At 56.8% G+C, this 26,867-nt stretch carries 22 protein-coding genes and 11 pseudogenes; 12 read left to right on the forward strand and 21 right to left on the reverse strand.

Features of this window, described 5'->3' with window-relative positions:
* The first annotated feature begins 120 nt into the window (after positions 1-120).
* Positions 121-369: a hypothetical protein gene (locus RHM69_RS09755; protein WP_069557634.1), complete on the forward strand. Its 249-nt coding sequence runs from the start codon at positions 121-123 to the stop codon at positions 367-369.
* Positions 370-559: 190 nt separating this feature from the next.
* Here RHM69_RS09755 and RHM69_RS09760 read toward each other — a convergent pair whose 3' ends face one another.
* Complete coding sequence (locus RHM69_RS09760; RefSeq protein ID WP_256557789.1) at positions 560-736, reverse strand: cytochrome d ubiquinol oxidase subunit II; 177 nt, start codon at positions 734-736, stop codon at positions 560-562.
* 131 nt (positions 737-867) lie between these two features.
* On the opposite strand from RHM69_RS09760, the gene RHM69_RS09765 reads away from it, so the two are divergent.
* Entirely contained in the window at positions 868-1,278 is a 411-nt protein-coding gene (locus tag RHM69_RS09765) for a VOC family protein (protein ID WP_083263077.1), read from the forward strand.
* A gap of 252 nt (positions 1,279-1,530) precedes the next feature.
* Here the strand turns inward: RHM69_RS09765 and RHM69_RS09770 are convergent.
* The 7 genes and pseudogenes from RHM69_RS09770 to tnpC form a co-directional block, all read right to left on the reverse strand.
* A pseudogene (locus RHM69_RS09770) lies at positions 1,531-1,821 on the reverse strand (hypothetical protein).
* Between the two features lie 163 nt (positions 1,822-1,984).
* The gene (locus RHM69_RS09775) at positions 1,985-2,518 is read right to left on the reverse strand and encodes a DUF488 family protein (protein ID WP_069557583.1); all 534 of its coding nucleotides are present in this window, start codon (positions 2,516-2,518) and stop codon (positions 1,985-1,987) included.
* A 285-nt stretch (positions 2,519-2,803) separates the two neighbouring features.
* Positions 2,804-4,251, reverse strand: a pseudogene (locus tag RHM69_RS09780) (TrkH family potassium uptake protein).
* Positions 4,252-4,494: 243 nt separating this feature from the next.
* Positions 4,495-4,752 (reverse strand): DUF6555 family protein, encoded by a 258-nt coding sequence (locus RHM69_RS09785; protein WP_069557582.1) that lies wholly within the window; start codon positions 4,750-4,752, stop codon positions 4,495-4,497.
* A 387-nt stretch (positions 4,753-5,139) separates the two neighbouring features.
* Positions 5,140-5,361, reverse strand: a pseudogene (locus RHM69_RS09795) (transposase domain-containing protein); the annotation flags it as partial.
* 104 nt (positions 5,362-5,465) lie between these two features.
* The gene (gene ltrA, locus RHM69_RS09800; protein WP_024073359.1) at positions 5,466-7,127 is read right to left on the reverse strand and encodes a group II intron reverse transcriptase/maturase; all 1,662 of its coding nucleotides are present in this window, start codon (positions 7,125-7,127) and stop codon (positions 5,466-5,468) included.
* 578 nt (positions 7,128-7,705) lie between these two features.
* Positions 7,706-8,635 (reverse strand): annotated as a pseudogene (gene tnpC, locus RHM69_RS09805) (IS66 family transposase); the annotation flags it as partial.
* A gap of 58 nt (positions 8,636-8,693) precedes the next feature.
* On the opposite strand from tnpC, the gene RHM69_RS09810 reads away from it, so the two are divergent.
* Positions 8,694-8,870 (forward strand): DsbA family protein, encoded by a 177-nt coding sequence (locus tag RHM69_RS09810; RefSeq protein WP_371914728.1) that lies wholly within the window; start codon positions 8,694-8,696, stop codon positions 8,868-8,870.
* Positions 8,871-8,957: 87 nt separating this feature from the next.
* On the opposite strand, the gene RHM69_RS09815 is transcribed toward RHM69_RS09810, so the two are convergent.
* The 7 genes and pseudogenes from RHM69_RS09815 to RHM69_RS09845 all read right to left on the reverse strand — a co-directional run bounded on the left by RHM69_RS09815 (position 8,958) and on the right by RHM69_RS09845 (position 12,937).
* Positions 8,958-9,779 (reverse strand): CmcJ/NvfI family oxidoreductase, encoded by an 822-nt coding sequence (locus RHM69_RS09815; protein WP_069558846.1) that lies wholly within the window; start codon positions 9,777-9,779, stop codon positions 8,958-8,960.
* 498 nt (positions 9,780-10,277) lie between these two features.
* Complete coding sequence (locus tag RHM69_RS09820) at positions 10,278-10,484, reverse strand: Hsp20/alpha crystallin family protein (protein ID WP_318300333.1); 207 nt, start codon at positions 10,482-10,484, stop codon at positions 10,278-10,280.
* A gap of 16 nt (positions 10,485-10,500) precedes the next feature.
* A pseudogene (locus RHM69_RS09825) lies at positions 10,501-10,548 on the reverse strand (hypothetical protein); the annotation flags it as partial.
* 261 nt (positions 10,549-10,809) lie between these two features.
* Positions 10,810-11,076, reverse strand: a complete 267-nt coding sequence (locus RHM69_RS09830; RefSeq protein ID WP_232109580.1) for an Hsp20/alpha crystallin family protein — start codon at positions 11,074-11,076, stop codon at positions 10,810-10,812.
* A 120-nt stretch (positions 11,077-11,196) separates the two neighbouring features.
* Positions 11,197-11,646, reverse strand: coding sequence for an Hsp20/alpha crystallin family protein (locus tag RHM69_RS09835; protein ID WP_256558071.1), 450 nt, complete (start codon positions 11,644-11,646; stop codon positions 11,197-11,199).
* Positions 11,647-11,780: 134 nt separating this feature from the next.
* Positions 11,781-11,978: a hypothetical protein gene (locus RHM69_RS09840; RefSeq protein ID WP_069558847.1), complete on the reverse strand. Its 198-nt coding sequence runs from the start codon at positions 11,976-11,978 to the stop codon at positions 11,781-11,783.
* Between the two features lie 98 nt (positions 11,979-12,076).
* A complete protein-coding gene (locus tag RHM69_RS09845) occupies positions 12,077-12,937 on the reverse strand; it encodes a LysR family transcriptional regulator (protein ID WP_069558848.1) in 861 nt (286 codons plus the stop codon).
* A gap of 218 nt (positions 12,938-13,155) precedes the next feature.
* Here RHM69_RS09845 and gloA point away from each other — a divergent pair, with 218 nt between their 5' ends.
* On the forward strand, positions 13,156-13,551 hold the full coding sequence (gene gloA, locus RHM69_RS09850; RefSeq protein WP_069558853.1) for a lactoylglutathione lyase: 396 nt from the start codon (positions 13,156-13,158) through the stop codon (positions 13,549-13,551).
* A 122-nt stretch (positions 13,552-13,673) separates the two neighbouring features.
* On the opposite strand, the pseudogene RHM69_RS09855 reads toward gloA, so the two are convergent.
* A pseudogene (locus RHM69_RS09855) lies at positions 13,674-13,976 on the reverse strand (transposase); the annotation flags it as partial.
* A gap of 231 nt (positions 13,977-14,207) precedes the next feature.
* On the opposite strand from RHM69_RS09855, the pseudogene RHM69_RS09860 reads away from it, so the two are divergent.
* Positions 14,208-14,425: pseudogene (locus RHM69_RS09860) on the forward strand (alpha-hydroxy-acid oxidizing protein); the annotation flags it as partial.
* A gap of 337 nt (positions 14,426-14,762) precedes the next feature.
* On the opposite strand, the gene RHM69_RS09865 reads toward RHM69_RS09860, so the two are convergent.
* Both RHM69_RS09865 and RHM69_RS09870 read right to left on the reverse strand, forming a co-directional pair.
* The gene (locus RHM69_RS09865; protein ID WP_069558851.1) at positions 14,763-17,426 is read right to left on the reverse strand and encodes an excinuclease ABC subunit UvrA; all 2,664 of its coding nucleotides are present in this window, start codon (positions 17,424-17,426) and stop codon (positions 14,763-14,765) included.
* A 454-nt stretch (positions 17,427-17,880) separates the two neighbouring features.
* Positions 17,881-18,183, reverse strand: coding sequence for a putative quinol monooxygenase (locus tag RHM69_RS09870; protein WP_069558852.1), 303 nt, complete (start codon positions 18,181-18,183; stop codon positions 17,881-17,883).
* A gap of 178 nt (positions 18,184-18,361) precedes the next feature.
* Between RHM69_RS09870 and RHM69_RS09875 the strand changes: the two are divergent.
* Together RHM69_RS09875 and RHM69_RS09880 are read left to right on the forward strand one after the other, a co-directional pair.
* A pseudogene (locus RHM69_RS09875) lies at positions 18,362-18,671 on the forward strand (TolC family protein); the annotation flags it as partial.
* A 220-nt stretch (positions 18,672-18,891) separates the two neighbouring features.
* Positions 18,892-19,104 carry a redoxin domain-containing protein gene (locus RHM69_RS09880; RefSeq protein WP_256558075.1) on the forward strand — a complete coding sequence of 71 codons (213 nt, stop codon included), beginning with the start codon at positions 18,892-18,894 and terminating at the stop codon, positions 19,102-19,104.
* 464 nt (positions 19,105-19,568) lie between these two features.
* Here RHM69_RS09880 and RHM69_RS09890 read toward each other — a convergent pair.
* The 3 genes and pseudogenes from RHM69_RS09890 to RHM69_RS09900 form a co-directional block, all read right to left on the reverse strand.
* Positions 19,569-20,898: pseudogene (locus RHM69_RS09890) on the reverse strand (DUF3422 family protein).
* A 181-nt stretch (positions 20,899-21,079) separates the two neighbouring features.
* Positions 21,080-21,478: a VOC family protein gene (locus RHM69_RS09895; RefSeq protein WP_110675894.1), complete on the reverse strand. Its 399-nt coding sequence runs from the start codon at positions 21,476-21,478 to the stop codon at positions 21,080-21,082.
* A gap of 43 nt (positions 21,479-21,521) precedes the next feature.
* On the reverse strand, positions 21,522-22,631 hold the full coding sequence (locus tag RHM69_RS09900) for an S-(hydroxymethyl)glutathione dehydrogenase/class III alcohol dehydrogenase (protein WP_069556840.1): 1,110 nt from the start codon (positions 22,629-22,631) through the stop codon (positions 21,522-21,524).
* 157 nt (positions 22,632-22,788) lie between these two features.
* Between RHM69_RS09900 and RHM69_RS09905 the strand changes: the two genes are divergently transcribed.
* The 5 genes and pseudogenes from RHM69_RS09905 to RHM69_RS09925 form a co-directional block, all read left to right on the forward strand.
* A complete protein-coding gene (locus RHM69_RS09905) occupies positions 22,789-23,694 on the forward strand; it encodes a LysR family transcriptional regulator (protein ID WP_069556839.1) in 906 nt (301 codons plus the stop codon).
* Positions 23,695-24,209: 515 nt separating this feature from the next.
* Complete coding sequence (locus RHM69_RS09910) at positions 24,210-24,638, forward strand: hypothetical protein (protein WP_069556838.1); 429 nt, start codon at positions 24,210-24,212, stop codon at positions 24,636-24,638.
* 351 nt (positions 24,639-24,989) lie between these two features.
* Positions 24,990-25,298, forward strand: coding sequence for a hypothetical protein (locus RHM69_RS09915; protein WP_069556837.1), 309 nt, complete (start codon positions 24,990-24,992; stop codon positions 25,296-25,298).
* Between the two features lie 81 nt (positions 25,299-25,379).
* A pseudogene (locus RHM69_RS09920) lies at positions 25,380-25,772 on the forward strand (amidohydrolase family protein); the annotation flags it as partial.
* A 6-nt stretch (positions 25,773-25,778) separates the two neighbouring features.
* Positions 25,779-26,699: pseudogene (locus RHM69_RS09925) on the forward strand (Mu transposase domain-containing protein); the annotation flags it as partial.
* Positions 26,700-26,867: the final 168 nt, after the last annotated feature.

Below are 26,867 nucleotides of genomic sequence, written 5' to 3' on the forward strand. Positions count from 1 at the left end.
CTCATATGACAAGAGCTTTAAAGCTAGAGCAGGCCAATGATGGCTAGATGCCTCGATAGCGAAAACGGTTGGAAGTGCCTACAACTGTGCGTCCTATTTCCCTGCGTAATCGGAGGCGTCGTGTCCCATCTGATGGATTTGCCCTTAGTTCACAACTACCGAGGGAGAAATTTTATTGTGAAATTCGGTTGGCAAAAACCTAACGATCAGATCCCAGCAGCGGCCCGAGTGGTTATTGAAGGTGACATCAAGGGTCTGGGAGAAATTGCTTTTGAATTGGCAGGGCCTTGGGACGATTACCAACAGGCTGCGTCTGAAGCAATTAGGGCCGCCGAAGACTGGCTTGATCAGCACCAACGGGGAGCCTGATTCCCGGAAGACAACCGGTACAGCAGCTAATCGGGGACGATCAGGCCTCAAGCAACCTCAGTCGCGCCGCTGAGAATTTCGGCCTGCTATTCATTTGACGCAGCCGGGGCGATGAGAGCTTGGTTCAGCCCGACTTTTGACAATCGACGGATTCGTGAACACGATTTCTTCGCGACTCAGAACAAAGTAGTCAGTCGCCAGCGGGATGAACCTTTCCACTAAAGACGCTAAAGCCATAGGTGTTGTACAAAAGAGTCACCGGTATCAAAACCGCGAATCCGACCAACATGAAAACTTGACTGCTCGGACTGGAAGCGGCGGCTTGCAGGGTCAACTGCGGTGGAACGATTAGTGGAAACAACGCCATCGAGCTATATCAACGGCGCCGAGCTATTCGCCGACGGGGGCGCATCCCAGGTCTAGTCGGGCACCGAGCAGCCACGTGATGGTAATAACAAACTATGCCAGCCGATCAATCTGCATTTATGGAGTCATCCCATGAGCAATTTCGTTGGTTCGACAATAGATCATATGGGTATCGGTGTTTGTGACATCTCGCATGCTCAAGCCTTCTATGAATCAATGCTTAGACCATTAGGGATTACATTGGTGATGAGCAATAAGCAAGATTCTCAACGTTCGAAGTCTCGCCGACTGGGGTTCGGTTCTGGAACAAAGCCATTTCTCTGGTTGCATGACGCGGTCGTTCCCAGTCACGGGGCGCACGTAGCACTCATTGCGCAGAGCCGTGAGGCGGTCAATGCTTTCCATGCGGCTGGCATAGCTGCTGGCGGACAAGACAATGGAGCGCCGGGCATTAGGCCTCATTACCACGCCAATTATTACGCAGCTTATGTGCTGACACCTGACGGGGTGAATATAGAAGCTGTTTGCCAAGTAACAACTTGATATTGAAATTCACATCAGCTCCATCCGGGAGCTGCTACGACAATTACTCTATGTGCTGTCCCCTGATCCCATTCATCCGGGCCGGGGGAACAGTAGAAAAGATCCAGAAGCGTTTTCGCCAGCTGATGACTCATCTATGGTCTTTTGCCGCGTTGGCTGAGAGCAGCCTGTTGTGGCCGCCGTCCGCTTCAGCCGCCGGTTGCAATCCCTTAAATGAATCCCTCCAACATATCCAAGCTGGAGCTAGCAAGCCTACGCCACGTGCCTCTCAGTAGGCTTGAGGCCGATGGCGACTCGCCTTGCACATCCCACACCCTAAGCCAAAGCGCGGGTCATCGATTCGCCTGGCCGGGAATCGAAGGCCTCTTCATGAAGAGGCATGCCGCTTGCCGCATATACCCCGATGAACATCTGCGTATTTCCCGTGGGCGAAAGCCTCACCTGGACATCGATGAAGGTGCCGTCGTCCAACGTCTCGTCGTGTGTCCGATGGTGAAACGTCGGATCAGCCCATTGCCAGAATACGCCCCCTCGAATTCGCATGCCCAGCCCTCCTACACTTTAGTCATGGATGTTAGAGAACTAACCATAGCGCAGAGACGCGATGGCGCAACGGACTGCTTCAAAATCGACTCCTATATCGGAAAATTGTCCGCGACTCCTGTACAAGGCTAGAGATCCTGCATAGGTTCTCAAGTCTGCCTTTCTATTTTGATCGAGAGTATGAGAGTTTTATGCCAGATGCTTCGGCAGAAGGATTAAGCGCCGCCCTCGTAGATTTTCCGATGCCCATGATGTGGAGCACTTCGACCCCTCGGATCAGCAGGTAGTCCGCGACTATTCGACGATGGCATCGCCACCAAACCGCCTCGGAGCACATGATGGCGCAGCGCTTGGTGTCGCTCAGCTCCAACAATTGGCGCAACCCTTCCTCAAATTCGTCCGAGAGAGCGTAGTCAGCGTAATTATGGAAGCTTCGATTGTCCCAGAACGCATTGACCTCATCCTGGACGGTTTTAGATTTCTTGCGTAATCCACCTAGAGCTGCAATCTGGTAATGCAAGATGTCGGATTGGGCCAGTAGCTCTGGCAGGACATCCAGGTTGTACTGGGGATTCGTTCGGGAGCGTGGCACAGTCCGAATGTCCACCACAGCGTTCACATCAAAGCTCTGCAGCATCTGGACGAAGACGTCAATTGGCTTAGTCGAATGACCCACTGTGAAAATTACCTTGCTCATCCCCTCGTCCTCAATGGTCAGAAACTGAAATGCATCAGCCCGATCGTCTTCGATGATCGCGCATGAAATCTCGGTGTTGTAGGCTAAACGGTGCCGCTTTTCCCTAGCGTACTCGCCTGCGATCTTCGATCATCTCCCTCGCTCAGCGTTCGATTTCGTACAATCCGCCAACTGAGAGCAATGCCTGTCCGGCCGGTTGGCTTTGGTCAAGCTACCAACCAGGGGTCTACATTTGCTGCAAGATCGGCAACGTTGATTCCTGTGACTAAACGTGGCTACTTCAGTTCAATATCTCCAAAAGACCGGCGTCAAGCACCAATACTGTGAGAATTTCCAACCGGCCCAAGAGCATCCCAATCGTCAAAAGCCACTTTGCAGTATCCGGCAGTAATGAGAAATTACCTGGAGGGACAATGATGTCGCCGAGGCCCGGCCCAACGTTGCACACAGCAGTTGCTGCGCCACTCAAAGCCGTCGTCCAATCGAGTCCAATGAGAGCAAGGCCTAAGGCGATTGCTGCAATCGTGACGGTGAAGAAAAAGCAAAACGTCAAAAGCGAGCGGACAATCTCCTCGTCTATAGAATTACCGTCGTACTTCTTTTGAATCAGATGGATAAGTTGTTTTAGGCTGCTCAACAGCAGGGTTCCTGCCACCTGAAAACGAAAGATTTTGAGGCCACCAGCTGTAGAGCCTGAACATCCCCCAACAACCGTCAGGTAAAACAAAGCAGAACGGCAAAACTGCCCCACAGTGTGTAGTCACCCAATGCAACGCTGTGGTGGTCACGACAGAGGTCACGTTAATGGCGACGATACGTACGGAGTCCCACCAATTGTAGTCACTGCTAAAGCTCAACCAGGTACCAACAACTAGCCAAGTAATCACGAGAAAACTGATGAATCCTCGTACCTGTTGATCTTTTATCGACGCGCTCCTATGGCCACGCAATGTCGCGACATACAGCGTGAACGGTAGGCTGCCCAAAATCATGACGATCACCGCCGTCCAATGAATAGCCGGTTGCGGCCAGTGAGCCAGCGATGCATCTGATGTCAAGTACCCACCTGTAGAGATCAACGACATCGCATGATCGATGGCCTCAAACGGCGTCATACCTGCTAACCAAAGGGCCAAGACCACTCCACGAGTCAGCCCAAGGTATATCCATAGGATATACATGGCAGCCACATGGGAACGGGCGTTACTTTCCCTGACCCGTCTGAAGACTCAATCTCAAACAGACGCATGCCGCCCACTCGCAGAAGTGGAAGGATGGAAGGATCGCCAGGGCCATACTGATAAAGCCAATACCACCCAACCAATGAAGCATTGAGCGCCATATCAGCAAACCAGAGGAGGAAGTGTCTAAACCGGCGAGGATGGTAGAGCACGTTGTAGTGATGCCCGACATCGTTTCGAAAAACGCGTCGGTGTAGCTGATATGGTGGACGAATACCATCGGTAAAGCGGCAACGGAGCAGACGACAACCCAACTGGCGGTCGCCAGAATGTACATGTCTCAGGTCTAAGCTGCGGCGTCTCTGGCCGTCCCCGCACAATGAGCATGAGTCCAGAAATCAACGTGATCAGGCTAGACCAGAGGAGGACAGAGAGCTCGCCGCTTCGCTCATAAACGACTAGCGTAATCATGGGAGATCGCCATGCTTACGGCCAACGTGATCAGGAAAAACCCAAGAAAAAACCAATGAGCCGCATTGCCGCGATGGACATGAAAGAAGCTTGTTAACGAAATCGCACTGTATCGTGTGGGCAACCCTCACCCCCTGCAAATTTTCCGTAGAAATTCTACAAAAAAACTTAACGCAGACTGAGATATGACATTAGCGGCAATGCCTGATCGACAAGAAATCCTACAGATGCGGAATCTATTAAATTCGAAGCTCACTAAAAGATGTGTGGGCCATAGCGGTCAAATAATTGCTTTAGAATCATCACAGCACGAATGCTAAGGCTTTAGGTAAGCGAGCTGTCATTTTTCTGACTGAATTCTCGTGCTAAGCCCCACCACACATCAGTTATGCCGAGTTTTTCCGTTTGTGTTTTAGCTTGGCACATAGGCCTAAAAGCGGTCTCGGTCACTGAATCTACTCCTGCATGGAGAGCGGCGAAATGACATGCATCACTGTCGCAGAGATGAGCCATCTGCATGAAAAACCTTTTACGCTGGGCGTTGAATCGGTAGCGGATTTCGAAAACCTTTATGTGCTTCATCAATGGCCTCCATTCTCAAGTACAACAACATTTTCGAAAGCGTAGTACCGCCATGACCGCGTCAGAGCTTACCCGACTGGCGGCATGTTGTTTTCCGGTAGGAAAGCGGGCGCTGAGATGTGCCACGACTTTCGGGGCGCAAAGGCGTAGGCTCAAAGAATCCAACCCTACGTTTTGAGTCTGAAATGCCTAATTTAATGAGTCAAATCAGATTACGCGTGCCAGCGGGCTCAACAATCGCGAGTCACCTTAATCATGACTTGATCGAACACCTTCCCGTGGGGGTGTACCTTTGTGATCAGCTCGGCGTGTTGGTTGCCTACAATCGTAAAGCTGCAGAAATTTGGGGGCAAAATCGTATGCGTCCGGGCATCACGCCTTGCGTGATTAAACCGGCTGCCACTTATGCGGAAGCAGCTGCTCGATTTCACTCGCCCGCTGCGTCGGCAGGCGCGTGAGAACATCCTTTAAATAGGCATACGGATCATGACCATTCAGCCGCGCAGACTGGATCAAGCTCATGATCGCCGCCGCCCGTTTTCCGCTGCGTAGCGACCCGGCGAAGAGCCAGTTCTTGCGCCCAAGAGCCCACGGTCGGATCTGGTTGTCGGGTAGTCAGACGCGGTTGCCCGCGTCCAACCCCCTAAGAACCGTGCATGCGAGTTTCCCAGCACACGGCTCAAGCCTCTGCTAAGGCGCCATTGGGCACCCGGTTATACATCGTCGACATTGGCAAATTGCACATCTCGTGGGCAACGCAGGTGGTAAATCTCAAGATTAGCCGCAGCGTCCGTCCCGCCATGACCTAGCTTCACAATATGGCGACTGTGCCACGGTGTGTCTTTGGTCACCGGCTTGAAGCAGGCGCAGCACCTGCCGCCCTGTTGCACCCATACCCGATACAGCTTGGCTCGACCTTTAACGGAAGTGAGCATCTTCTTGCCCCAGCGGGACTCGAAGTACTCATCCCATGCAGGGTCGTGAGGGTTGGCAGCAGCCTTAATCTTGATATGTCGCACAATCGGTGTGTCTGAGGCGTCTACTAGCGTGTACTGACGCTTCCGACCATCGGCGGATTTTTCAGTACACGAGAACACCCAACGGCGCGCCCCTTGTACTTTGAAATACCGATCCTTCACCCATCGGCGTGTCTTGCGAGGGTGGCGACGTACCGCCCATCGCCAGAGCATTTCCCACACTGCGCTGTCCACCTGGTTGAAGACCTTCTTGGCGACGACATGACTGTGATAGTTCGCCCAGCCCCGTAGAACCGGGTTGAGCAAACCTATCAAGTTAGCCTGTCGTATCGTTTTGTTGGTCTTGATCAACTCTCGCAGCTTGGCAAGTAGAGCCCCGATGTTCGCCTTGGACGGCTTGATCAGGAGCTTGCCGTTGTACTTGCGCAGGTTCCATCCGAGGAAGTCGAACCCGTCCCCTATGTGCGTTATCTTGGTTTTTTCCGGAGAGAGGACAAGTCCACGCTCTGCCAGAAATTCAACCACGGCGGGCCTGACTTCATTCTCCAGCCATTCTTTCGAACAACCAGTGATGATGAAATCATCTGCATAACGCACCACGCGCATTTTTCGGGCTGTCCACTTCGCGTTGGGAAATCTCTTCGCCAGCATCGCTTCCAACCCATCCAGCGTCATGTTCGCCAACCCCGGGGATATGATGCCTCCCTGCGGGGTTCCGGCGTGGCTGGGGAATAGCTGCTTTTGGTAGACATAACCAGCCCGGAGCCATTTCTGCAAAATCGCCTTGTCCATGGGAATGTTGGCGATCAACCAGTCATGGCTGATATTGTCGAAACAGCCTTGAATGTCGCCCTCTAACACCCATTCCGCGTTTGCTTTTCGTGACAGCACACCAAAGCACTGTGCGACGGCATCCGCAGTTGAGCGTTCCGGCCTGAACCCATAAGAGTTCGGGTCGCCGGTAGTTTCCGCTATCGGTTCCAGAGCCAGCAGATGAAGCGCCTGCATGGCCCGGCATTTCATCGCGGGAATTCCAAGAGGTCTCGTTTTGCCGTTTTTCTTCGGAATAAGCACTCTCCGAAGCGGGAGCGGCGAGTAACCTCGCCGCGTCAACGACTCTATCGCGCCGAGCTTGGCCCTAGGCGTATTCCAAGTAACCTTGTCCACGCCGGGGGTATTTTTGCCTTTGTTTTCAGACACCCGTTTCACAGCAAATGCCTTGCCACTGAACGAGTGAGTCAGCAGCCATTGCAGGGCTTTCACCTTGTTATGTCTGCCATCTTGTACAGCCTTCACAATACGCGCTTGCAGCCCTCTGACACGACGTTGTACGGCGATCCAATCGATGCTGTCCCACGACGTGCCGGAAGGTGCACACGCCAATGCTGCTGCGTTCATTTGCTCTCCTTCCGTTGAAAGGGTTCTACCTACTCTCGTGTGAAGAGAGACCATGAGGACGTCTGCCCGCTTTCGCGTGAAGTGATGTTTCAACCTCTATCCAACCCATTACAGGACGGCGTTCGCTTTTTCCTCGTTCCTTCGCCCGCACCGCCATGGGCAATTTTTACAAACGGCTTTCCCTGACGGGAGCGATACGGGATTTCCACGTTCCGCTTACTGAAGTGCGTCGGGTTAGGTGCCTGCTATCGACCGGGAGGCATGTGGGTCACGAATGCGTAGTAGAAAGACGCAGTTCCCACCTCCATTACCATTTTGGTTCGAGCGTGTAAGCCATTTCCGCTCGCTTAATTTAACGATCGTTGCGCAGATTCACGTGTGTTCACCATACCAACTATCTAGCACTTGTCCGGCCATGGCTGCCAGAAGGGTACGCCTCTCACGATTGGTACCCCGCACCTTGCGGCGCCTCGTAACATTGTCGAAGGCGCTCTTGATTCAGCCTTCTAGATTCACCCGGTGACACGGGTGGTTCCCACCAAGGGGGAACAACTTCATTAAGCGACTTCGTGTCGCACTTCCGCCCAATTATTATCAATGGGTACAGCCCCGTCATCGAGGTAGCGCGACAGCGCTGCCCAGCGTTTAAGGCTGTAATCGAGTGCTCTGCTGATAGCCGAACCTTCGGGGACAAGATCACGCTGGGCGATCATCCAGGTATGTAGTCTATCCATCACTGGCGCGGCTTTTTCTTTCCGTATTCGGCACCGTAAATCCGAGTCCAGGTCACGCACTTCGCTCTCGATTTCGTACAACAACTGGATATAACGCAGGGCCTGCTCGGCGAGCTGGCTCTTGTTGGTGGCATGCAATTCGAAAAACTTGCGCCGGGCGTGGGCCATGCAGCCGATCTCGGTCACGCCGAGTTCGAAGCTGGCCTTGTAACCGCCAAAATCGTCGCAGACCAACTTGCCTTTCCAGCCTTGCAGGAAGTTGCAAGCATGCTCGCCGGCGCGGCTGGGGCTGAAGTCGTAGACGACAGCGGCTGTTTCGCAGAACTGGCTGGTGGCGTAAGCCCAAACATAAGAGCGGTGGGTTTTCTTCGTGCCCGGAGCGAGCATCTGCACGGGTGTTTCATCCGCGTGCACGACCTGCTGCCCGATCACTACGTCACGCAGGGCGTCGACCAGCGGCTGCAACTGCACACCCGTCATGCCAACCCATTGGGCCAACGTCGAACGTGGAATCGCCAAGCCAGCTCGACCGAAAATCGTTTCCTGACGGTAAAGCGGAAGATGGTCAGCGAACTTCGCGTCCATGACGTGGGCCAGTAATCCGGCAGTCGGAATGCCTTTGTCGATAATTTGCGCAGGTACCGGCGCCTGGATCAGCGTTTCACAGTCATCACAAACCCACTTGCCACGAACATGGCGCTCAACGGTAAACACGCCCGGCGTGTAGTCCAGCTTTTCGCTGACATCTTCACCGATGCGCTTCAGTGCGCAGCCGCTATTTCGGGCCATCGTTCAAAAACACGGCCTCTCCAGCGAAGAACTCGTTCTTGCCATGCAGGACGATATTTACCTCCCCAAAATACAATCCGACTTTAATGGCGGCGAACGCAGCGGCGTGAATGGCACCCCAGCGTTTTACATTGACGGGCTTCGCTATGACGGGGTTCCAGAGCTCGCCGAGATGAGTCGGATGATTGAGCTTTCGTTGGTGCGCGGACGAAATCGCTAGAGAGCGACATCGGTTTGGCATCACCCACACCGTAGCCGAGGGCTCTGCAGTCATGGGTGGATCAGCTATCCGCCAGGTGGCAAAAACTTAATCAAAGAAGGCCAGGGTGCGAACTTCGATACTCTCGCGCGGTGGGGCTCCCGGCGGCGTATTTGGGTCCCGGAAGGCGGTATGGGGCGTGAAGCGGGCTCGGCCGTCGTGACGCGAGTCATACCCCTTGATCAGCAAGACTTCGTCACGGAGCATGTCCGGAAAATAGTACCAGCGCTGGTGCGGATTGTAGGCCAGGTGGTAGATCTCACCGATACGATCCGGATAGACCAGGGCGGTGGCCAGTAGGTCATTGGGGTCGAGCGTCGAGGCGTCCAGCACGGCCAGCGGCGAGCGCTTAACGGGCCCGCTCATCGGGCGCCAGAGGTTGATCTGGGCCACCGGCACCGCTGCCAGTGTGGCGGCCTGATCCATGCCCAGCGCGTCGCGGATACGTTCAGGCCCCGAGCGCTCTGTGTAGTCATTATGCACACGGCTGGCTGGACCGCGAACATCCCGCCCCTCGGCGTCGCTGCGCCTGGTGTGGTCGAAGATGATGACCCGGCTCGCGCCCGTCAACTCCTTGATCAAGGCCTTGACCTCTTCATAGTAGACGTTTTCCACTGAGGTATCGTCGTAGAGATCGTCGACCACCGTATCCCGCCGATGGAATTCGAACCCCTGCTTGTCCAGAGAAAGGCTGTCTGCCAACGGACGACCGTTGTGTATCGTGACCTCGCGCTCCTCCTGCTCGGCAAAGTAATGCGGTTCACTGTCGCCGGTCAGAGCCTCGGTATGCACATAGGGCTTCGCATCGTGCTTGACCAGGTAGGTGAGTGTCGTGATGACACTGGCGGGCATATCGGTTGTGCATTTCAAGTAACACCTCCCGGTCTGCTGACCGCATCCGGCGTGGTGTCACCGTGGCGGCGCTGTAGCTTGCATGTAGACTCTCGATCGTATGCCTTCGAACGGACACTTTCAAATGCTCCTCGAGGTGCATGGTCCCCGACCGGTAGAAAAGGACATCTCTCAACTCGGCACCGACGACCAGCTTGACCAGGACTGGCGCGTCGGACTCCAGGCCCGCGCCCAGGGCGACTACTAGGCGCACGACGAGTAGCACATGGAATCCATACCCCGTAGTTTGCAGCTGGAGCACTCGTTGCTTTGGTTGTCTCGGATCCCGCTGCTGACAGCGTCTCAAGCCGTGATCCTGAGACGCTGCGTAATGGCACAAAGTAATCTGGCGTGGTGAGCGCTGACACTCTCTACTTCCCCGGTTCAAGAACTGCCCGCCCGCGAGTTTGCGGCGGGCGGGCATTCCAGGTGACGAGGGGTGTCCCTTGCCTGCGACAGACAAGATGAAGCGCAGTATCAACCCGAGCGAACCTCGATCCGCCTGCCACGCGCGCGCTCTTCCTTGGGCAGTTCGACACGCAACACGCCGTTGCTGCATCTAGCTCTCGCCTGCTGGGCATTGACCGGAGCGGGAGGCTGAAAGGTGCGCCGGAAACTGCCGAAGGTGTACTGCCGGACGCGATAACGCCACATTACCCTGCTCCTGCTCGATGTGCTTTTCATCGCTAATGATCAGGGCTCCTCCCCGCACTTCCATATTCAGATCCTCCTTCACCATTTCCGGCATATCAAGGCGAACGACGATCTGGTCGCCATCCTCGTAACGATCGCTGGCCAGCAATCCCCAGTTCGACGCAAGTGCGAGTGACTAGGAAGGAACCTCCGACGAGCTCCTGCTCCGGTTGACGGGCGTGAAGCGCGTCAGCGCCTCGCTGGTAATATCACGAAGCTGACGCCAGCCCTCGGGCAGCGAATACAAAGTTTCCACCGGTCCATGTTTGAGTTTAGCTACTTTGTCCATGGGGTCGACCTCCGCACACTCAAGGCCCTACTCGCTCTTCGCGACGATCTTACGAGGCTGGGCATGCGCGCGCAAGCTCAGCACGCCGTCCCGTAGCTCAGCGCCGATCCGGGTCGTATCCAGCTCAGAGCTCAAGGTAAATTCTCGCCTGAATCGCGACAGCTGGATCTCGGCGTAAACGACCTCCAGTTGTTGGGACATCTGCGGCATGATCTCCCCTTCCAGCAAAAGCGTGTCACCTTCCACATTGACCACGAGATGCACCTTGGGCACGCCCGGAAGGTCCGCAAACAATTAAATTTCGTTGTCGTCTTCGAATGCATCGACACGCGGCAGCAGTATTTGGGGTTCAGTCTCATTGCGCACGACTGCTTGCTTTTCGTTCATGGTGATTCCTCCTTCAAACCGATGCTGTTACTGAATGGCTATACGCCTGGGCTGCACCACCTCACGACGAGGTAGCGAGATGCACAGAACACCGTCGCAACAGTGAGCTTCGACCTTGTTGGTATCAACCTCATCGTTGAGGCTCACAGTACGCTTGAAGCGTCCGGAAAAACGCTCGTTGGCATACACGGAGCAATTGCCCTCATCTGCGATGCGCACCGGCCGGCGTTCGCCAGAAATCGATAGCAACCCTCGGTGATCTGCAGATCGAGATCGTTCGGATCGACGCCGGGAACGAAGGCGAAGATCACCATTGTCAAGTTCGAGAGACTGCAGCGCGAACTGCAACAAGCTCTGCGACCGGGTCTTGGGCGCCCGGGCAGCATTCACGCCTTGGCCAGTGGCGCTTTTCCTGCCATTAACGTAGGAAGCACACCGTCCAGCATTGGGCGCTCTGTGTCTTCTGTTCGAGATCATGTCAGTCAGCTGAAAGGAGGATTGTCATGTACGAGTCCCTTCTTAATCTGTCGAGCGAGCTCGATCAGGCTTGAAGATGCGGTCAAACTGTAGGACTTGCCTGACAACCCTCCGAGCGTCGTGGGGTGAGTTTTTTAACCCTGCTTGCCCGCGATGGCCTCGGCGGCCCGTTCAGTGGCACTGATCGCTTCGATTGCCAGCGGCCGGCCGTCGTTATCGATCGCACCACGGAAATTCACTGCGGCCACCTGACGGAGCACGTCCTGCAGGAACTCTTCCTCGCGACTCCAAATTAGGGTCTTGGCATTGACAAGAATAGCGGCCCCCTTCATTTTCGTCAGAAAGGTATTCGCTGGTTTCTGCTTAACAGAGTATTTTTACTGTGCGGGGTACAATCAGCACCAGCGCGGCTTTCTGGACTCGTTAACGCTCAATTGCTCTGCATATCAATTATCTCGATGAAGTTTTTGATTAAGGGGGACTGCTGACTTTTTCGCCAGACGAAATAGATATCGCTCGAGTCCAGACCAGGCACATAATCGGCCTGAAATGTATCCGCTCGGCTAGCGTAACGGTCGACATAACTTTCCGGCACACAAGCGAATCCTAGCCCTTCTGCTATACATGCAAAAATACTCGGATACGACTCGATTTCCAGAATCGCCCGAGGATGGATGCCGTTGCTTTCAAGCCAGTTGTCAACCTGGAGTCTGTAGTGACAGGTGCGACCAAATACATACAGCTCAAGTCCAGCCAGGTTTTCGAGGGTGGGCGAGGAGAAAGCCTTCGGTACCACTCTCAGCAAGCGCTCACGAAAGGCTAAGCGGCTTTCAAGCAACGGATGCTCGATTGGGCCATCAGTGAGGATCAGATCAAGCTCGCCATCGATTAATAGTCGCTCCAAGCGTAACGAGTGCTCCGGGCGGATGTGGAGCTCTACTCCTGGCGCCTCAAGACGATACCGTACGAGACGCTGGGGTAGATGATTAGCCAGCGCTACATCCAGCGCCCCGACTCGAAGCACGCCATTAATGGAATCGGTCGAAAACAGCGAGCGTGTTTCAGCTGCGAGATCGACGAGCAATTTTGCGTTGCGGTAAACCAGCCTACCTTCGGGTGTAACCAGCAACCGGTTTTTTTCTCGGTTGAACAGGACGACACCCAGCTGGTTTTCAAGCTCTCGCAGCCGTGTTGTGATGTTCGAGGGTACGCAATGCAGCTGTACCGCGGCGGCGGCTATTGTGCCGCACTCTACGACGGCGCAAAAAAAACCGAGCTGTGAAAGCTTCAAGACATTTTCCTTTTGTGATGGCACTAGTCACTTTTTGTCACTTTTAGTGAGCCCAGTGTAAGCGCAACATAGGTCTCGCAAAGGCATCCAATGACCTTAATCTTCTGGCCTCAAGGGCTCGCGGTAGATAGGGCGTGGACGCACGGCTTTCGTCTCTGTTAGAGAAAGCCTTCTAAGAGATGTCGGCCTTGCGGGCCGATGCAGCAGCGGAGAAACTAATGCGCATCCTACATACCATGCTACGCGTAGTAGATTTGGATAAAACCATTCACTTCTACACCAAAGTGCTCGGCATGAGCCTTTTGAGAAGGAAAGACTATCCGGAGGGGAAATTCACCCTTGCTTTCCTCGGGTATGGCCCAGAGACAGAATCTGCCGTCTTGGAACTGACGCTAAATTGGGGACAGGATAGATATGAACTTGGCGATGCTTATGGGCATGTCGCTATCGAGGTTGAGGATGCAGAGGCGGTGTGCAACCGCGCAGCAATCCTGGGATATCGCGTTCCTCGGTCAGCAGGTGTCATGAAACATGGACGCACGATAATCGCTTTCATTGAAGATCCCAACGGTTACAAAGTCGAGCTGATTCAAAAAGGCACACAATTCGACTAAGGATTCTCCGAACAAGTTACCCACCAGCCGCAAATGGACGGCTTGGAGATGCCGAAAACCCCGATTTTCAGCCGCTGATTATTGGAAAACCAAGGCATAGCCTTGGTTTTCTGCCCCCACGGGCGCACCTCTCCCGCAGCAGACAATAATTGCCGGCGCACCAGCCACAGATTCGACAGCGCGAATAGTGTGGTCAATTGCGCCGTATTCTTGGCCAGGCCACGGAAGCGGGTCTTCACATAACCGAACTGACGCTTGATCACCCGAAACGGATGTTCGACCTTCGCACGTACCTGGGCTTTGGCCTTCTCGAGCTTGCGCCTGGCCTTGTACAGCGCACTGCGTTTGCTCAAATGCTTGTAGGTGCTGCGTCGCGCAGCGATCTGCCAGATCACTTGCCGACCGTCGTGCTCAGGCCGTTTCTCTCCTAAGTCAGACTCTTCAATACTGAATCACTTAAAGTTTTGTGGCGCACGCGGAGCGCTTGTTTCAGGTCGACTCCGGCTCGGATTGATCGGCAGCAATCGGCACAGAGTGTTTAAAGACGCTAAATCCCGTTTCGATTTCCAAGGCCAGTAGCTGTCCGGCTTCGTAGCCTGATCAGGGTACGATGTCCCTTCCTGGTGAGCTAAACCGCCCCAGCAACACGCCAGATCATTCGTAGCGGCCAGGATGTGCTCAACGCATGGGCTCTGGGCGCAGGCGGCACATTGATAGCTCGCGCCATGGTCTACGAACTCGGCGCAATGGGCGAGTCAGGTGTCAGTAAGGCGTTGCAGATCCTGCACAAGGAGCTGGATGTGTCGATGGCGCATGCGGTCACACCGATATCAGAAACGTCGATCGAACAATTCTGGTCCCTGGCACTTTTTGAACGGCACTGCGAAGAGAAGACTATGAAAATTGGCTTTTAAATCTATCAGGCCTGGCTGCCCCCGTGGGTTTTTCACACGTAACCGTGGCTTGCGCATCAGAAAAGTACGCGTCCGAGATTGAGATCTTTACCTTCGGCAGAGGCTTGCGGACTCGGAATTCACGTACCAGCTTGCAAAAAAGGCGTTTCACCAGTCGATGATCCGGCAGTTTGGAAGGACCAACTTTTTCAATAGAATCGGTTGGTAGCGGCCGGCTGTGAAGTGCCATTTTCGATTCAAGCGGAGTACGCGTACCAACCTTGCGATCGTAACGAGAACAAGGTCGGTCTTGTGCGATCAGTCGACTGACTGTGGCACGCGCCTGAGCGCCTCAGCCATGAAGGGAGCTGTCTGGCTTGTTGGCGCGACCGCTACCTGCCGAGGCGTGCCGACCGCCACGATCCGGCCGCCCGCCTCTCCCGCGCCGGGCCCGACGTCGACTACCCAGTCGGCCTGGGTCACCGCGCGCATGTCGTGCTCGATCATCACTACGGTATTGCCAGCATCGACCAGGCGCTGCAATTGTACTAGCAAGCGGTCGACATCCGACGCGTGCAGGCCGGTAGTCGGCTCGTCGAGCACATACAGGCTGCGACCTCGCTGGCTTCGCTGAAGCTCCGTGGCGAGCTTGATGCGTTGCGCTTCGCCCCCCGACAACTCCGTGGCGGGCTGCCCAAGGCGCAGATAACCCAGCCCGATGTCCCGCAGTAGCTGCAACGGCCGCGCGATGGCGTCCTGGCTCGCAAAGAAGTCCTGGGCTTCTTCCACCGTCATGTTCAGCACATCGGCGATGTTGCTCCCATTCCAGCGCACGGCGAGCGTAGCCTCGTTATAGCGCGCGCCATGGCACGTGGGACAGGGTGCGTAGACGCTGGGCATGAACAGCAGCTCAACGCTGACGAAACCCTCGCCTTCGCACGTCTCGCAGCGCCCCTTCGACACGTTGAAGGAAAACCGACCGGCGTCGAAGCGACGACGGCGCGCGTCCGGCGTCGCGGCAAACAGTTTTCGCACGTGATCGAACAGACCGGTGTAGGTGGCCAGGTTGGAACGTGGCGTGCGGCCAATCGGCTTCTGGTCGACCTGGACCAGGCGCTGGATCACCTCCACATCGCCTGCAAGGTGGCCACCGGTGACTTCGATCATCGCCGGCCCTTCGCTGCTGGCGTTTTCGGCCGCATCGTCCTCGGGCTCGTGTCCCAGGTGCAACAACAACAGTTCCGGCAAGGCCTGAGCGGCCAGGCTGGATTTGCCCGAACCCGAGATGCCGGTCACCGCCGTCAGCACGCCGAGCGGGATGTTGGCATCCACGCCATGCAGGTTGTGCCGCCGAATACCTCGCAACTCCAGCCAGCCGGCGGGTTCGCGCCCACGGCTAGCCGGCGCGGGGATTTCATCGAACAGATAACGTGCGGTGCGCGACTCGGCAATCTCACGCAGCCCTTGCGGCACACCGCTGTAAAGCACATGGCCGCCCCGCTCTCCCGCATCCGGCCCCACATCCACCAGCCATTGCGCGCGGCGCATCAAGTCGAGGTCGTGTTCCACCACGAACACCGAATTGCCGGCATCGCGCAGCTTGTCCAGAGCGTCGTACAGCGACTGGCTGTCTGAGGGGTGCAGGCCTGCTGAGGGTTCGTCGAGCACATACACCACGCCAAACAGCATGGAGCTCAGTTGCGTGGCCAAGCGCAAGCGTTGCAGCTCGCCAGCCGACAGCGTCGGGGTGGCCCGATCCAGGGTGAGGTAACCCAGGCCCAATCCGCGCAGCTGGCGCAGTCGCGCCATCACACCCCCGACCAGGCGCTGCGCGGCAAGGCGCTTCTCCTCCGAGAGCGCCGAGGTCCGGCGCACGTCAGGCGATTCGGCATGCACCGCACGACCGCGCGCGGCGCGTTCGGATCGATCACGACGGGTCGCGGCCAGGTCGGTGCCCTCCCCGGCTGCGTGCGCGCGAAAATCGCCCTGGGCGATGGGCTCGAGCAGCGCAGCCAGGCGGTCCAGCGGCATTTGCATAAACTCGCCGATGTCCACCCCGGCAAAGGTGACCGACAGCGCCTCGGCCTTGAGCCGCTTGCCGTGGCAGGTCGGACATGGCTTGCCTTCCATGTAGCGCGACACGCGCTTTCTCATCAATGCGCTCTGGGTATTGGCAAAGGTGTGCAGCACATAGCGTCGCGCGCCGGTGAAGGTCCCCATGTAGCTGGGATCGAGCTTGCGCTTGAGTGCGTCACGGGTTTGGGCAGGTGTGAAGCCCGCGTAGACGGGTACCGTGGGCGTCTCCTCGGTGAACAGGATCCAGTCACGGTCTTTCCTGGACAGGTCCTTCCAGGGGCGGTCGACGTCGTAGCCCATGGTGACCAGGATGTCGCGCAGGTTCTGACCATGCCAGGCCGGTGGCCAGGCGGCGATGGCCCGATCACGTATGCTAAGCGACGGGTCGGGTACCATGCTCGCCTCCGTCACCTCGTACACGTGGCCCAGGCCATGACACGCCGGACATGCCCCTTGCGGCGTGTTTGGCGAAAAGTCCTCTGCGTACAACATCGGTTGATGGGCGGGATAGGCGCCGGCACGCGAGTACATCATGCGTATGAAACTGGACAGCGTGGTCACACTGCCTACGGAAGAGCGCGCATTGCTCGCCCCACGCTGTTGCTGCAATGCGACCGCTGGCGGCAGGCCGTCGATCGCATCGACATCCGGAACGCCCGCCTGGTCGATCAATCGCCGCGCATAGGGGGCAACCGACTCGAAGTAGCGCCGCTGCGCCTCGGCATAGATCGTGCCGAAGGCAAGCGAGGACTTGCCGGAACCCGACACACCGGAAAACACCACGAGCGCATTGCGTGGAATGGCGACATCGACGTCCTTGAGATTGTTTTCCCGCGCGCCGCGCACTTCCACCAGGCCGCTGGCCGCAGTGTTGCAGGAGGATTCACCGAATGAAGGGTTTGGCATGGGCTCCCGTCCCGCTGTTCGTGATGGCAACGTGCTGTTGATCCGGGTGGGCCGAACGCTCATGTTGACCGGAGTTTAGTGTTGCAAGTTCGGCGCCCGCGTTGAATCCCCTGCCCTGCCCCGGGAACCTTTCGCCTATCGCTGTCAATCCAGCGACCGAACATTCGCTGTAGATGTGCCAGGCGCTGGTGAATTCGTTGCTGGAAGATGTAGAAAACCGGAGTCAGGCTCGCGTTTTGATGGGTTTCGGTGCTGCGTCCGGCTCCATATCCCATCACAGGGCATCGGGCAATTCGGCTTGCACAGTGGTGTGGATACGGGCTTAAGCAGGATCGCCAGTCCCCCCTCCACGGCTTTATCCCAGTTGGCATCGCTACACGTCCAAACTCAGCCGCGCCTCTGACGCTGCAAAGTGGCGGCAGGAGTGTTGGTTGGAGCGCCTTACTGGACTTGCTTAGCCGGGTAGCTTGGCCGCGAGGACGTCAACCTTCTCGATTGACGGCGGTGTGGCAAACAGCTCGGCAGCCTTGGCCTTAAGCGCCGCTGCGACCTTGCCTGAAAGATGAGTCTGCCGGCCTGCTTCATCCGGGAAGGCGTCAAAGATGCCAAAGGTGGACGGCCCCAAGCGGATGGCGAACCAAGCCGTAGTGGCTGGTTCTTCCTCCACTATTGGAAGGCCACCCAAGAGAAAGCTCTCTACCTCTTTCTCTTTCCCGGGCTTTGCTTCCAGACGAACGAACAACGCTACGTTGACCATGACGTGCCTCCTGTTGTTAGGACTACATCATCATGCCCCATGCTTTCCAGTAAGCGCAACGCAATATTCGCCGATATGCCGCCCAGCTCCAGCGTGGCGGGGATGAAGGGTAGCGTCGAGTCAGGTGCCAAACCATCGGGTAAAACAGTTGCCTAAATTGGCAGCAAAATAAGCGCCCGAAGTGTTGCTGGCACTGGAGGATATCGAAAATTCGTTCAGCGACTACGGTAAGCGTCACCAGCGACTATAGTCATCGATGAGCCAGAGCGAATCCTGCGGTTCTGCTACACACTTGGCCCTCAATCCAATACCGCGAAAGCACGGCGGATCTCCTCCTGCTTCTTGATGCGGAACGTGAACGTCTCGCAGCCGAAGACAATCAGGCTCAGGCTCAGGCTGAGATCGAGGTGAATCGCGGCATCGTCGCCATTTATAAACCACTTTGCGGTGGATGGAATTATCCCGCCGGGCAAGTCGTATCCCGCTGAGCAGACCCCAACCGCCCATCTATTAGGGCTCAAGCAATGCACACTTCAGAATTGGATGATGCAAAAGAAACGAATGGCGACCTGGTTCAAGGGCCGCTGCCGGCCGGCACTGTCGCGCCCGACTTCACTCTGTACGCAACCCCTGATCAACAGTTGTCGCTGCGCGAGCTAAAGGGAAACCCCCGTGATACTGGCGTTTTATCCCGCTGACTGGACTTCGGTGTGCGGTGACCAACTGAATTTGTACAACCAGTTGCTACCCACATTCAGAGAATACGGTGCGGCGCTACTGGGTATCTCAGTTGACAGCGCCCGGTGTCATCAGGCCTTTGCCAAAGATCGGAATTTTCACTTCAGCCTGCTGACCGATTTCGAGCCCAAAGGGGCTGTGGCACGACAGTGGGGCGTACGAGTCCCACCTGGGGGCTTGTAAGCGGGCGCTGTTCGTGATTGACAAGGAGGGAGTGGTCGCCTGGAGCTACGTCTCCCCGATGGCAATCAATCCCGGGGCGGACGGCATTCTGGATGCTCTGGCGAATTCATCACAAAGCACGCCAACCTAACATTAATAGGTGATCACATGGCCAATCTCAAAGTCCCGGTATGTGCAACCGACCATCGCCAGGGAAGTGCGCAAGCCAAGGTCACACTGGTGGATTTTGGTGACTATCAATGTCCCTATTGCGGTGAAGCGTATTGAGTGGTCAAAAAGCTACAACAGCATTTTCGCGATGATTTGCAGTTCGTGTTCCGTAACTTTCCACTGACCACCGCTCACCCGCATGCGCTGGGTGCAGCTGTCACTGCTGAGTATTGGCGTGATGTACGATGCGTTCCATGTTGCTCTGCTATGTTCAAACGAACGGCGCAGCTTTCGCGCTCCAGGACGGCAGCTCGTCAGGAATATTTCTCTTCCGCTGAAGTGTCGCCGTGGGCGTGTCTGATCCTGCGCACGATCCACCAAATCGTCAGCATCACCCCAGGCAGCAGAACCGCCGTCACCTGCGCCACATTGTCGTGAACGATCGGAATGCCCTTGAGCAAATAGCCGAGAAGACTCACGACGTAATAAGAAATTGCCGCGACCGACAGACCTTCGACGGTTTGCTGAAGGCGCAATTGCATCTTGGCCCGGTTGTTCATCGACGCCAGCAGATCGCGGTTCTGGTGTTTAAGTTCGACGTCGACCCAGGAACGCAGCAATGCTATGGCCCGGGTCAACTTGTCGGAGAGCTTGGCTTGGCGCTCCTTTACGGATTGACATGTCCGCATGGCTGGAGCGATGCGACGCTGCAGGTACTCCGCCCAGGTGCAGTACCCGGATACGGCCTCTTCCGAAAGCGCTGCCAGCCTTTCCTCGACGATCTCGTAGTAGGCGCGGCTAGCCCCGATTCGATAGAAATTCGCCGCAACGCCAGCTTCCAACTCGGCAGCCAGGCCGGGTAATTCGGACAGCAGCACGTCGCTGTCGCGCCGCTCCACCAAGCTCGTACACATCTCGTCGGTGATCGCGGCGAGCCGCGACTCTATACGTCGCAGTTGCGACGTCATCGATCGTGTCAACGGCAGAGACAGCAACGCCAGGGTACGGTAAGTCTCGATCTCCAGCAGACGCTGAACCAGCGCACCCGCCCGCGCCGGGGTCAAATCGCGGGTGAGGATGAGGATCTGCGTCAAGCCGTCCTCATCCTATCGGAAATCGGTCAGGATGACGGCAGAACCGTTCTCCACAATTGAGTAGCACATGCTGCCAGGATCAAAATGATTGGCCTCCTTCTCCGTTTCCGGCGTCCATGGAAAAAGTCTCAAATGGATGCCAGAGACGACCGGGCCTGGAGCAATCCATGCTTGAACGGGTTTTCGCCGCACGGCTCTCCGTCTCGGAATCCAGCGAAGCACACCAGAGATACGTCGAGAACTCGGCGTGCTTTTCGCAGTGCAGGTCCCCCTCATCCCATGTCAAGTCGTGAAGCAGCGTAGCGTGGTCGGGCTCGGCAACGCCGAAACGATGAAATAACGTGCTGATCGCCATCTGATCCTTGGCCACGTCGCCTTCGGTCATGAAAGCGAGCTGCAATATGCTCCGGGGGGCCTGAAGCAACAGATGCGGGCGCGCGTGCACTTCGTCAACGGCTGCAGCAAGATCGACATAGGCCGGCATGCCGTACACGATGGCAGTCGGGGCGGGTGGTATGGTCGTCGTATTGATGTTGGCCGGCTCTTTCATAACGACCTCATTTCTCATTAGATGAAAGACGCGTTTCAAGGCAAATGCCCGCAGCCATGCGTTTCGCACATGGCTGCGGGCCGACCTTCATGAGCAGGCACCGCCTGCACGGTCTGTCTAATAGGCTCGCCGTACAGAGGCTTGTGCTGGCCCTGTCAGAACGCCCTCAGCTGCCTTGCTTTCAGACGAAGGTGTACGAGCAGACCTTGTTGCCCGCCGGATCACGCAGGTAGGCCGCATAGGCACCCGGCAGGTGACCACGTGCGCCAGGCTGGCCCTCGTCGGTGCCGCCTGCGGCAAGGCCGGCGGCGTGGAAAGCATCCACTTCAGCGGGAGTGGCGGCCGCAAAGCCGATCGTCACGCCGTTGCTGCAAGGCGCTTCACCATTGCCCGGGCGGGCGATGATGAAAGCCGGCTTTTCGCGACCGAAAAGCACCCATCCGTTGCCGAAAGGACCGAGGTTCTTGATGCCGAGAGCACCCAGAGCGGCGTCGTAGAACGCTGCCGACTTCTGAACGTCGGCGGCGCCGATAAAGACATGCGAGAAGATGCCGTCGCCGGAAATGACAGGATTGGACATGGTTAATTTCCTTGGTGGTTGGTGTTGAATGGACAGTGAGTGATCAGTAGTGGATCACTGTGCGAATCGACTTGCCTTCATGCATCAGGTCGAAGGCCTTGTTGATGTCGTCGAGGCCCATGGTGTGGGTGACGAACGGGGCGAGATCGATCTCGCCTTTCATTGCGTCTTCCACCATGCCGGGAAGCTGAGTGCGGCCCTTGACCCCACCGAAAGCCGAACCCTTCCAGGTGCGACCGGTGACCAACTGGAACGGGCGCGTCGAAATTTCCTTGCCTGCACCAGCCACGCCGATGACGATCGACTGGCCCCAGCCACGATGTGCTGCTTCCAGTGCCGAGCGCATCACGTTGACGTTGCCAATGCACTCGAAGGTGTGATCGACACCCCAACCGGTCATCTCGATGAGAACCTCGTGAATCGGCTTGTCGAAGTCCTTCGGGTTGAGACATTCGGTCGCGCCGAAGGTACGAGCCAGCTCGAACTTCGCTGGATTGGTATCGATGGCAATGATGCGACCTGCCTTGGCTTGGCGCGCACCCTGAATCGCTGCGAGCCCGATGCCGCCGAGACCGAAGATGGCCACCGAGTCACCTGGCTGCACCTTGGCCGTGTTGTGAACGGCGCCGATGCCCGTGGTCACACCGCAACCCAGTAGGCAGACGTGCTCGGGATTGGCGTCGGGGTTGATCTTGGCCAGCGATACCTCAGCCACTACCGTGTATTCGCTGAAGGTCGAGCAGCCCATGTAGTGGTAAAGCGGCTGGCCGTTGTACGAGAAGCGGGTCGTACCATCGGGCATTAGCCCCTTGCCCTGGGTTGCGCGAACAGCGACACACAGGTTGGTCTTGCCGGACTTGCAGAACAGGCATTCGCCGCATTCGGCGGTGTAAAGAGGAATGACGTGATCGCCAGGCTTCACGCTGGTCACACCTTCACCCACCTCCACGACGATACCCGCCCCCTCGTGACCCAGCACGACCGGGAATAGACCTTCGGGGTCATCGCCCGACAGGGTGAAGGCGTCGGTATGGCAAACGCCAGTATTTGTGATCCTTACGAGCACTTCGCCTTTGCGAGGCGAATCAACGTCGATCTCGACGATTTCCAGCGGCCTTCCAGGCTCGAAGGCGACTGCTGCACGGGATTTCATGATGTCGTTTCCTTATCAGGGGGCACAGGAGCGGAGCATTCCGCTGAGTTGTCAGTATAGGAGACGACAAAGCTGCAAAATATGGAATTTTTTCGATTTTATAATTCCATTTGTGGAACAATTAACGATCAACGAAGCTGGACATGAGGTATGGGTAATGACCAAAGATATCGAACTGCTGCGCATATTTCGGGTGGCGGCCGAAAGCAGCAGTTTTCGCGACGCAGCCGTGCGTCTGGGGACTTCCCCTCAAGGCGTCACGCGAGCTATCCAACAACTGGAGAGACACTACTGCGAGGTGCTGTTCCATCGCAGCACGCGACAGGTGCGCATCACCGCCTTTGCCGAAGGCCTGCTGGAACAGGTGCGCCCTGTGCTGGAGCGGTTCGAGGATCTATGGCGAACGCCTGCGGCCGACCAGCAGACTACCCTGTCGGGCACGGTCCGCATCACTGCACCGCACAGCCTGGGTACCAGAGCAGTTTTACCTGCATTGGAGCGCGTTGTCGCACGTCATCCTGGGATCAACCTGGATGTGCGCCTGTCCGATCGCATCAGCAACACGGTTGACGACGGGATCGATGTTGGCATCAGAGTTGGTTTCATGCGCGATAGTCGCTTCGTCGCGCGCAAGGCAGCCGATATGAGGTTGCCAATCGTTGCCGCTCCAAGTCTTATCGAGAAAGTGGGCGCACCTGGCGATATCGATGCGTTGGCCGGCCTACCGATCGCCGCAGCCCTGGATACCAATACCGGCCGCCCCTGGCCTTGGCACTTCAAAGGGGGGCAGCAGTGGATACCCGCAGCTCCCACCCTCATTGCCGACAATGCCGACATGGAAATAGGCGCCGCACTGGCCGGGGTCGCCTGCGCCCAACTAGCGGACTACATGGCGGCCCCCTACATTGCCAGCGGGAAACTCGTGCAAGTGTTGCAAGACGAAGAGCCTCCGGCATGGGGGTTGTACGTCTATCGACCCCAGCGTGGCCCCGTTCCGGGACGGGTTCGAGTGGTATTTGATGAAATGCTGGCCGCCGTTGGGGCGCTGCCAGCTTTGCGCTGACACGCAGCTTGGCGTTACAGGGCCTACGTCGTGGAAAGCGAGGCACTGGGCCTTGGTGGCTCGCCTTTGCGGTTGAATAGTTACTCGGGCTCGGGGAAGCTTTTACGAGCCTGTTGGAGGTGGTAACAGTCGCTGCCTACCGTCCACGCAACGGATAGGGTTTTCTTGATCATAGATAACTCTGCGTTGGGGATAAAACAGCAGGCTGGAGGGTCGCTGCTAGACTCGGTGATGCGCCCCAAAACGCTGTCGTGCTTCCTGCTCATCTCAAGTTATATTTTGGCACTAGGAAAGAGCAAGGAATGCTGTCGGGCACAGACTTTGGATACGGAAACTAACTTCGTTACCTACTTAGTGGGTTCAACAATGCCACCGGCCCTAACGGTCAGGAATGAGTGAGCGAGGAGCGAACATGCCAACTGTCCATCATCTTCGGTCAGGTCTATTAGCTGCCATCTTCTTGGCGGCAGGGTGCGAGTACGGCGACCGCAGGAACCACCTCATCGCTGCAGGATATGGTCGAGGCGGTGGAGACACTGCCCGAAATCATCCTTTACCCGGCTAAGGAAATCGTCACCCTTGACCCGGCGAAACCCACCGTCCAGGCCGTGGCGGTCGTCGGCGATCGCATTATCGAGACGGAATCGCTTGACGAATTCAAGGCCGCGGCTGGCAAGCAGTCCTACACGGTCAACAACCCCTTTGCCGACCAGGTCATCGTGCCAGGCTTCATTGCCCAGCACGATCATCCATTGCTGGCCGCACTGACAATGACCAGCGAGATCATCTCCATCGAAGACTTGGTGCTGCCGAAGGGAACATCGAAAGCAGCCAAGAACCATGAGGAATACCTCGCGCGCCTGAAGGCTGCCAACACTGCGCTGAAGGATCCAGATGCGCCTCTGATCAGTTGGGGCTATACTAATACTTCCATGGTGCGCTGAAGAAGGCCGACCTTTATACAATCAGCAAGACTCGACCGATTATCATCTGGCACCGGTCGGGTCATGAGTTTTACGTGAACTCCGCTGCCGAAAAAAGTATGGTGTAACGAAAGCCTGGCACGACAGGCTGTCCGACAGCGCAAAAAGACAGTCGGACTTTGCCAATGGCCACTATTGGGAACCGGGCGGATTCGCTGTCCTGCCGCTGATCGGTCCGGTAATCGCCTCGCCGCAACGGTTACGCGCAGGGCTCGAGTTCGTTCAGACCTACTACCACGCCAACGGCGTAACGTTGGGTGCGAGCCCGGCGGGCGGCATTCGTCGAAAAAGTTGCAGGAAGCCCAAAATGCAGTGCTGAGCAGTTCCTCGTCGCCCTTCTGCTTCTATTACATCGTTGACGGCAAATCGATCACCGGCGTTTACCCCGATGAAAAGATCGCCGAGGAAAGCGAGAAGATCCTGACCTGGGGACAGGGTATGACCGCGTATCTTCCCAAGCAAGTGAAGCTGTTCGCGGACGGCGCCATCTTCTCCCAGCTCATGCAGGTGAAGGATGGCTACACCGACGGGCATAAAGGCGAGTGGATGATGGATCCCGATCTGTTTGCCCGTCGTTCCGCGTGTACTGGGACCTCGGGTACCAGATCCATGTGCACGTGAACGGTGACGCCGGCCTCGACATGTTGCTCGACCAGCTTGAGCTCAATATGCGCCGTCACCCTCGCCCCCGACCACCGCACTGTGATCGTTCACTTCGCGGTCTCGACGCCTGAACAAGTTGCGCGTATTAAACGACTGGGTGCCATCGTGAGCGGGAACCCGTACTACCCAGTGGCACTTGCAGACAATTACCGTACCAACGGGCTCGACCCCGCGCGGGCGGATAACCTGGCCCGCATGGGTGATGTCGAGAGGGCCGGCATTTCCTACTCTTTCCACTCCGATATGCCGATGGCCCCCGGCCAGCCGCTTTTCCTGATGTGGACCGGCGTAAATCGCATCACCAACGATGGCAACCTGCGCGGCCCCGAACAACGGGTTAGTCGCCTCGGCGCCCTGAAAGCGGTGACGCTGGATGCTGCGTACTCGCTCCAGCTGGAAAAGGACGTCGGAAGCATCGTGCCCGGCAAACTCGCAAAATTCTGCAACGTAGCCTCTGGCTGGAAAAAGGGCATTGTCGATAAGAACGTTCAAGGCAGTCGACGGCGCATCAGGATTGACGCTCAAACTGCATGTTCCACACCCTCGAGGAACTGAATGCCTGGCTGGGCCAACGCTGTCGTGCGTGCGCTCTGGAGCGAGCTGCTACACCCCTAGTGCAACGGGCTGACGGTGGCGGACGTTTTGGAGCTGGAGCGGGTCGAAATGGATGCCGACCGCCTTTGATGGCTACGTCGAGCACACCGTAAGGGTCTCCAGCACCTGCCTGATCTGCGTGGCACGAAATCGCGATTCGGTGCCGTGTGAGCGAGTCGGCCAATGGGTAAGCAGCCGTCTATATCCCTCCCGGCTCAGGGTCATCGCCGATGACACGATGATTGCCAGCCACGAGTGCCTATTTGATTGAGATCAGGTCAGGTTTGACTGGCAGCATTACATCCCACTCATCGAACGCAAACCCAGTGCACTGTGCAATGGCACGCCGTTTGCTGATCTGCCCACTCCGTTGCGGCTTCTCAAGCGGGGCCTGAGACATCACAGCAACGGTGATCAAATTATGACGTAGGTATTGGCTGCTGTGCCCATCGCTGGTCTCGACCCGGTGCTGGTAGCAGTAGAAGTGGTGCTTGAGTCGGGACCTTCGGTCCCCCTGTGTGAAGCGCTGAGCGCGGCACGCGCGAAATCGATTGGCGCTTGCGAGGATTGTCTGGCGCCCTGAGTGCCGATCACATCCTAAATGTTCTCGCCCGACTCACCGCCACTGCACCGCCGCTCTCCGTAGACACCAGCCTACAACTTAAGGTGGCACCCGTTGCCAACACGGCCCGATATTACCAACTCCGTACAACAGATGAGGAGAGCCGCCTGCCGGACTTGGAAATCAGGAATGACATCCTTTGACAGCCTCATCAACGCTGGGACAGGTTTATTCTTGCCTGCTGGATGTCGACAGTTCGCATGCTGAAGATTCCAGACTGAATGGGATTAGACCAGTCAATGGTAAGCTTTTCACAGGCTCGCCCCCCCCATCGACAGTGACTTCCGGATGAATGGTATTCTCTCGGCCGG

This window comes from Pseudomonas sp. CCI1.1 (genome assembly GCF_034348165.1).
GTDB lineage: Bacteria > Pseudomonadota > Gammaproteobacteria > Pseudomonadales > Pseudomonadaceae > Aquipseudomonas > Aquipseudomonas paracarnis.

Bases quoted from the DNA above. Each gene is read 5' to 3' on its own strand.
- RHM69_RS09760 (WP_256557789.1), bottom strand. From the start codon at position 736: ATGGCGTTGTTTCCACTAATCGTTCCACCGCAGTTGACCCTGCAAGCC.
- RHM69_RS09765 (WP_083263077.1), top strand. From the start codon at position 868: ATGAGCAATTTCGTTGGTTCGACAATAGATCATATGGGTATCGGTGTT.
- RHM69_RS09775 (WP_069557583.1), bottom strand. From the start codon at position 2,518: ATGAGCAAGGTAATTTTCACAGTGGGTCATTCGACTAAGCCAATTGAC.
- RHM69_RS09785 (WP_069557582.1), bottom strand. From the start codon at position 4,752: ATGAAGCACATAAAGGTTTTCGAAATCCGCTACCGATTCAACGCCCAG.
- ltrA (WP_024073359.1), bottom strand. From the start codon at position 7,127: ATGAACGCAGCAGCATTGGCGTGTGCACCTTCCGGCACGTCGTGGGAC.
- RHM69_RS09810 (WP_371914728.1), top strand. From the start codon at position 8,694: ATGCAGGACGATATTTACCTCCCCAAAATACAATCCGACTTTAATGGC.
- RHM69_RS09820 (WP_318300333.1), bottom strand. From the start codon at position 10,484: ATGAAAAGCACATCGAGCAGGAGCAGGGTAATGTGGCGTTATCGCGTC.
- RHM69_RS09835 (WP_256558071.1), bottom strand. From the start codon at position 11,646: ATGATCTCGAACAGAAGACACAGAGCGCCCAATGCTGGACGGTGTGCT.
- RHM69_RS09840 (WP_069558847.1), bottom strand. From the start codon at position 11,978: ATGAAGGGGGCCGCTATTCTTGTCAATGCCAAGACCCTAATTTGGAGT.
- gloA (WP_069558853.1), top strand. From the start codon at position 13,156: ATGCGCATCCTACATACCATGCTACGCGTAGTAGATTTGGATAAAACC.
- RHM69_RS09865 (WP_069558851.1), bottom strand. From the start codon at position 17,426: ATGCCAAACCCTTCATTCGGTGAATCCTCCTGCAACACTGCGGCCAGC.
- RHM69_RS09870 (WP_069558852.1), bottom strand. From the start codon at position 18,183: ATGGTCAACGTAGCGTTGTTCGTTCGTCTGGAAGCAAAGCCCGGGAAA.
- RHM69_RS09895 (WP_110675894.1), bottom strand. From the start codon at position 21,478: ATGTCCAATCCTGTCATTTCCGGCGACGGCATCTTCTCGCATGTCTTT.
- RHM69_RS09900 (WP_069556840.1), bottom strand. From the start codon at position 22,631: ATGAAATCCCGTGCAGCAGTCGCCTTCGAGCCTGGAAGGCCGCTGGAA.
- RHM69_RS09905 (WP_069556839.1), top strand. From the start codon at position 22,789: ATGACCAAAGATATCGAACTGCTGCGCATATTTCGGGTGGCGGCCGAA.
- RHM69_RS09910 (WP_069556838.1), top strand. From the start codon at position 24,210: ATGGTCGAGGCGGTGGAGACACTGCCCGAAATCATCCTTTACCCGGCT.